This window comes from Photorhabdus viridis (assembly GCF_040256935.1).
GTDB lineage: Bacteria > Pseudomonadota > Gammaproteobacteria > Enterobacterales > Enterobacteriaceae > Photorhabdus > Photorhabdus viridis.
Map to the genome: position 1 here is coordinate 1 of NZ_JBEJZY010000390.1, position 266 is coordinate 266.

Consider the following 266-nt stretch of genomic DNA (forward strand, 5'->3'; position numbering starts at 1 on the left):
TTGAGTCAATGCACGAAACGCATAGAAGCGGCGCATTTACATTCCAAGCGATAAGACCGAGTCTGAATCTACGTGCTTCTGAAATCTCTGTTCTTAAGCAGAGCTGAGGTTTACTAGCTTCCATGATGCCGACAGCAATTAATACCCCGGCACAAGCGCTGGCAACATATTCAGCCGCACCCACTGCGACAGGGACCAGTAACGGTATGGGCATATCAACGTCTCCTGTTTATCTTATTTTTTGCAATACAAAGAATATCTTTAAA

General features: G+C 44.7%; 1 pseudogene. It reads right to left on the reverse strand.

The features are described 5' to 3' along the window. A pseudogene (locus ABR397_RS23865) lies at positions 1-214 on the reverse strand (hypothetical protein); the annotation flags it as partial. Positions 215-266: the final 52 nt, after the last annotated feature.